Raw genomic sequence first — 5,369 nt, forward strand, 5'->3', positions numbered from 1 at the left:
AAGAACCCTTTGATCTTGGTTGAGGGTCCTGAGATCACCGTCCGCCCGGTCTCCACAAGACTCCCGACCAGGAATGATGCCCCATGAGTCTCAGCCGACAACATCATCCACCGGGTCGAACGCGTATTCCGCGGGTCTGGTGGTTCCGGGCGCCGCGGCCCGTCTGGTGACCGTGGTCGTGGCGTAACCGAGCTGAGATCCGGATGGGGCCGGTCTTCGCTCATCCGCCAGTGATGTCCTGGCGCCAGGTGCGGAAGAAGTGGCGTAACCGCTCGGCGGCCGGGTGGGCAGTCCCAGATCGTCGTCGGTGAACCGGCCAACCTCCTCCATCCGGGGTTCGCACGTCGTAGGTCTGCTGTGTGTGCGGCGTGAAGGATGGCCTGAAGCCGCTGGCGGTTCGGGAGTGGACCTGCACGGCCTGCGGGTCGACGCACGACCGGGATGTGAACGCGGCGGTCAACGTCGCGCTGGCCGCCGGACTACATCCGGTGGTAGCCGATGCGATCTGCTGTGTCATGATTCGTTATGTTTGACGTAGATTGCCTGGTGGCGGTGGTGTTCTCGGGGTCGGCGCCGCTGGTCGTGAAGGATGTGGCAGACGAGGGTGACTGGACCCGGGTCGCGGCGCGGACCCGGACCGGCCGGTCGCGTGCCCACGATGCGGCGCGTTGACGGCGCGGGTGCACAGCTGTCACGTGCGGACACCGGCGGATGTGGCGCTGGATGCACGTCGCGTGGTCCGTCGGCTCGTGTGCCCGGCTCGGGGCTGTCTGCGGACGTTTCGGGAGCAGGTCCCGGGTGTACTGGAGCGGTACCAGCGGCGCACCGTCCGGCTGGCGGGCCGGGTCGGCGCGGTGGTCCGGGAACTCGCGGGAGCAGCATCGGCAGAGCGGCGCCAGCGTAGGCGAGGACAAGCGTATAGACGCTGGAGGCGATGTGGTCACGTCCGACGCGCATCCCGGAGCGGTACAGGTACCGCAACGAGGCGTGCGGGGCCGCGTCGAAGACCTCCCAGACCGCGGAGGCCTGGGTGATCGTCATGTCGTTGATCAGGCCCAGTGAGCCGATGATGACACTGGCCAGCACGAGCCCGGGAAGGCTCAGCTGCCCGGTACGTCCAGGACGACGTCGATCTGGTCGCAGGTCCCCTGCGGCGCGCCTGCGCCGGTCAGGTCGGGGGGTGGTAGCCCGGGGTCGGTCTCCCCGGGTACCCGACCGGCCAGGCGGCGGCCCAGGCGTTCTCACCCTGCTCCTTGATAATCACCCTGCCGCGGTCGCAGCGGATCAGGCCCCCCTCCTGGAACAGATTGAGGAAGTAGCCGATGCGCGATCGCGTCGTGCCGACCATCGCGGACAGCTCTTCGTGGGTGATCCTCTCGCGCAACCTCAGCCCGCCCGGACATCGTTCACCCAGCTTGCGGCCGAGCTGGAGCAGGACGGCAGCCAGCCGACCCCTACTGTCCATGGTGACCAGGTTGGTGATCATCTGCTGCTGCTCGGCCAGCTTGGCCCCCATGAACACAAAGAAGGCCTCCAACACGCCCTGGTCGGCGAGCAGGAGGCGGAAGGCCGCGCTGGGGATCTCGTGCACGACCACGGTCGTCATGGCCGTGATGGTCTCGATTCGCGCTTCTGAGATCAGACACAGCTCGCCGAACACGTCACCCGGGACGTAGATGTCCAGCAGGCACTGCTTGCCTCCTTCGGAGGACTTGGTCGCCTTCACCCTCCCCTGTTCCAGCAGGTAAAGGCAGCGGCCCCGGTCGCCCCAGTTGTAGACATGCTCGTTCTTCTCGAAAACCAGGACGCCGGTTGAGACCGCTTTCTCGGCAAGTATTACTCGTACAGTTTTCCCAAAGTCAGACACGCCCATTAAGGCCATCACGGAATTTCCTCACACGGTGAACTAGGGATACCTTGAAGGAAGAAGCCATCACCTGGACGTCAGAGTGGACCGACCTCCACAACACCATGACCGCACGGGGGATCAAGAGACCTAGGTGGATGCGCTATGCACACCATAACATGCTCTGCGGTGACGCTTGAGGACAATTGGGTCGACGTACCGGGCGACATTCCGACATGTTTGCAGTCAGACCGCCTTCTCTACCAGCTTGGTCTTTAAGAGACGCACGTCACAACGTCACAAGCCGGGTAGCATCGGCCACAATAGCGATCTCCCGGGAGGGGTCTTGTCCAGTAGCCCGGAACCCAAGGCCACGTACTTCGCGGATCCCGACGAATGGCGCAGCTGGCTGGAGGCCAATCACGAGACGGCAGGTGAGGCGTGGGTCGGCTTCTACAAGAAGGGAGCAGGCAGAACCGGCATCACGTGGGCCCAGGCGGTCGACGAGGCGTTGTGCGTGGGGTGGATCGACGGCAGGCGCCAGCGGGTGGACGAGCAGCACTACGTCATCCGGTTCACGCGGCGCAAGCCCGGCAGCGTGTGGAGCGACGTGAACCGCAGGCGTGTGGCGGAGCTGCGTGCCGAGGGGCGGATGCGGCCCGCCGGGGAAAAGGCGCTCCAGGATCGGTCCGAGGCGAAGGCCGGGTCGTATTCCTACGAGCAGAACGGGGACTCTGTCGCCTTCGAGCCCGACCAGGAGCAGCGGCTGAAGGCCGACGACGCGGCGTGGACCTTCTTCCAGAGCCAGCCAGCCTCTTACCGCAAGGCCGCCATCTGGTGGGTGACCAGCGCCAAGAAGGACCAGACCCGGGCCAAGCGGTTCGAGCAGCTACTGCAGGACTCGGCCAACGGCCGCACCGTGCCTCCTCTGACCCGACGCGGGTGACCAACGCGAGTGACGAACGGCGTACCTGGCCCCCAGCGCACGTGGCCGCCGACCTCACCACCAGGGCAGCACGCCGGTGGCGGGCACCTTCGGCAGCGAGTGCCGGTCGTCGGTGCCGGCCGGCTGCTCCACCTGGCGCACCGCCTTCTCCATCCGCCGCACCAGCTCCTCGAGCACCGGGCGCGGCGTGGCGACGTTGAGCCGGACGAAGCCCTCGGCCCCGTACAGCCTGCCATCGCTGACCGCGACCTTGCCCACGTCGAGGAAGAACTGGCCGAGGTCGGCGATGCCCAGACGGTCGGCCATGCGGCGGCAGTCCAGCCACGCCAGGTAGGTGCCGTCCGAGGCGTGGTGGGTGACGTCGGAGCCGAAACAGCCCAGCAGGTCAGCGAGTATCCGCTGGTTCCCCTCCAGGTAGCGCATCGTCCGCCGCAGCCACAGGTCGCCGCCGGCGAACGCGGCGACGCTGCCCTCGACGCCCAGGATGCCCACGCCGTCGCGGTCGCGGGGCCGCATACCCATCAGGCGCTCGTGGTCGGCGGGGCTGCCGGGTACGGCGAGCGCGCACTTCAGGCCGGAGATGTTCCAGCCCTTGCTCGCCGACATCGCGGTGACCGACGAGGTGGCCGCGGCCCCGGGCAGTGAGACGATCGGGACGTGCTCACGCCCGGCGTACACCAGGGGCGCGTGCACCTCGTCGGAGATCACCACCGCCAGGTGCCGCTCCGCCAGCCTCAGCACGGCGCGCAGCTCGGACTCGGTGAACACCCTGCCGGTCGGGTTGTGCGGATTGCACATGAGGTAGGTGCTGGCCCCGTCGGCGAACGCCTTGGCCAGGCCGGGCAGGTTCAGCCGCCAGCCGTCGTCCCGCAGCTTCATGCCGTTGGGCACCAGCACGCGCCCGGCGGCGGTGACAGCCTCGAAGAACGGCGGGTAGGCGGGGACGTCCACCACCACCGCGTCCCCCCGCTCGGTGAACTGCTCCAGCGCGACCTCGACCACCCGCATGGTGTCCGGGAACGGGATCACCATCGCCGGATCCACCGACCAGCCGAACCGGCAGCGCAGCCAGTTCGCGAACACCGACTGCAGCTGCGAGCTGGTGGTGAAGGTGTAGGCGTAGCCTAGGTCGCCGCGGTCGAGCGCGTTGCGGATCGCCTCGAGCACCGGCTCGGCGAGCGGCAGGTCCATCTCCGCGAGGAACGACGGCAGCACCTCGGCCGAGTACCGCTGCCACTTCTCACTGCGCCGGGCGCTGAGCACCTCCAGCCCGAGCGCGTCCAGCATCTGGTCCTCGACCATCTCGTCGTGCGCCGCCACCGGTCCCCCTCACCACGCGACGGGCAGCTCGCGCACACCGTGGATGCCGAACACGTGGTGCCAGAACGGCACCTCCTCCGGTGCGACGGCCAGGCGCAGGCCGGGCACGCGCTCGAACAGTCGGCCCAGCACCACCTGGAGCTCCACCCGGGCCAGGGTCTGGCCGAGGCACTGGTGCGGCCCGAACCCGAACGCGACGTGCCCACGCGCCGAACGCCGCACGTCTAACCGATCCGGGTCCGGGTAGACCTCCGGGTCACGGTTGGCCGAGGCGAGCTGGCACACCACGCCGTCGCCCGCCCGGATGCGAACGCCGCCCAGCTCGACGTCCTCCAGCGCCACCCGGCTCATGCCGATCTGCATCGCGGTCTGGTGACGCAACAGCTCCTCCACCGCGTTCACCACGGTCGCCGGGTCGTCGCTCAGCACGGCGAGCTGGTCGGGGTGGCGCAGCAGCAGGGCGGTGCCGGTGCCGATCATGGTGGCGGTCGTGTGGTGGCCCGCGGCGAGCAGCAGCCACGCCACCACGGCAACCTCCTCACGGTCCAGTTCGCCGGTGGCGACGTGCCTGACCAGCAGGCGGCTGACCATGTCATCGCCGGGCTCCCGCTCCTTCGCCGCCACCAGCCCGTTGAGATGCGCGAGGATGTCGTCCTTGGCGCGCGTCATCTCCTCGACCGAGCTGCGGCCGTTGACCAGGATCCGGGTGCTGGCCTCGAACAACTCGTGGTCCGCGCGCGGCACCCCCAGCAGCTCGCTGACCACGGTCGACGGCACCGGGTAGGCGAGCATCGCCATCAGGTCCACGGGCGGCCCGGCGGCGAGCATCGCGTCGATCCGGGCGTCGGCGATCTCGGTGATCCGGGCTCGGGACAGCTCGGCCTTGCGCGCGGTGAACTCCACTCCCAGCATCCGCCGGTACCTCAGGTGCTCCGCGCCGTCCGCGCGAACGAAGGTGCCCCGCAGCACCTGCGGCGCGGCCTGCCGGAACATGCTGGGGAAGTTCGGGCGCCCGCTGTCCGCGCTGAACCTGGGGTCCTCCAGCACGGCACGCACGTCGCGATGCCTCGTCACCACCCACGCCTCCTGCCCGCTGGGCAGCAGGGCGCGGAACACGGGTTCCCGTTCCTGCAACGCCCGATAGCCGGGGGGAAGGTCGAACGGGCATCCTGGTGCCTTCTCCTGAGCTTGCCGTTTAACCTCTGGTCGTCACTCTGTGTGATAGTCGCTGGTGGTTTGGGGTAGGGCGGCGTGTCA

At 68.4% G+C, this 5,369-nt stretch carries 5 protein-coding genes and 2 pseudogenes; 3 read left to right on the forward strand and 4 right to left on the reverse strand.

Going from position 1 to position 5,369, the window contains the following annotated elements:
* Positions 1-359: 359 nt before the first annotated feature.
* Positions 360-533, forward strand: a complete 174-nt coding sequence (locus AC08OP_RS20085; protein ID WP_476615598.1) for a zinc ribbon domain-containing protein — start codon at positions 360-362, stop codon at positions 531-533.
* Positions 526-887 (forward strand): annotated as a pseudogene (locus AC08OP_RS20090) (ISL3 family transposase); the annotation flags it as partial. The gene AC08OP_RS20085 and the pseudogene AC08OP_RS20090, both read left to right, overlap by 8 nt.
* 46 nt (positions 888-933) lie before the next feature.
* Here AC08OP_RS20090 and AC08OP_RS20095 read toward each other — a convergent pair.
* Both AC08OP_RS20095 and AC08OP_RS20100 read right to left on the reverse strand, forming a co-directional pair.
* Positions 934-1,245: pseudogene (locus AC08OP_RS20095) on the reverse strand (YibE/F family protein); the annotation flags it as partial.
* Positions 1,169-1,867, reverse strand: coding sequence for a Crp/Fnr family transcriptional regulator (locus tag AC08OP_RS20100; protein WP_476615599.1), 699 nt, complete (start codon positions 1,865-1,867; stop codon positions 1,169-1,171). The gene AC08OP_RS20100 and the pseudogene AC08OP_RS20095, both read right to left, overlap by 77 nt.
* A gap of 325 nt (positions 1,868-2,192) precedes the next feature.
* Here AC08OP_RS20100 and AC08OP_RS20105 point away from each other — a divergent pair, with 325 nt between their 5' ends.
* Positions 2,193-2,792: a YdeI/OmpD-associated family protein gene (locus AC08OP_RS20105; RefSeq protein ID WP_462186290.1), complete on the forward strand. Its 600-nt coding sequence runs from the start codon at positions 2,193-2,195 to the stop codon at positions 2,790-2,792.
* Between the two features lie 54 nt (positions 2,793-2,846).
* On the opposite strand, the gene AC08OP_RS20110 is transcribed toward AC08OP_RS20105, so the two are convergent.
* Together AC08OP_RS20110 and AC08OP_RS20115 are read right to left on the reverse strand one after the other, a co-directional pair.
* Positions 2,847-4,112 (reverse strand): MalY/PatB family protein, encoded by a 1,266-nt coding sequence (locus AC08OP_RS20110; RefSeq protein WP_476615600.1) that lies wholly within the window; start codon positions 4,110-4,112, stop codon positions 2,847-2,849.
* A gap of 9 nt (positions 4,113-4,121) precedes the next feature.
* On the reverse strand, positions 4,122-5,228 hold the full coding sequence (locus tag AC08OP_RS20115; protein WP_476615601.1) for a cytochrome P450: 1,107 nt from the start codon (positions 5,226-5,228) through the stop codon (positions 4,122-4,124).
* Between the last annotated feature and the right edge of the window lie 141 nt (positions 5,229-5,369).

The organism is Frankia sp. CeRuru1 (assembly GCF_977966315.1).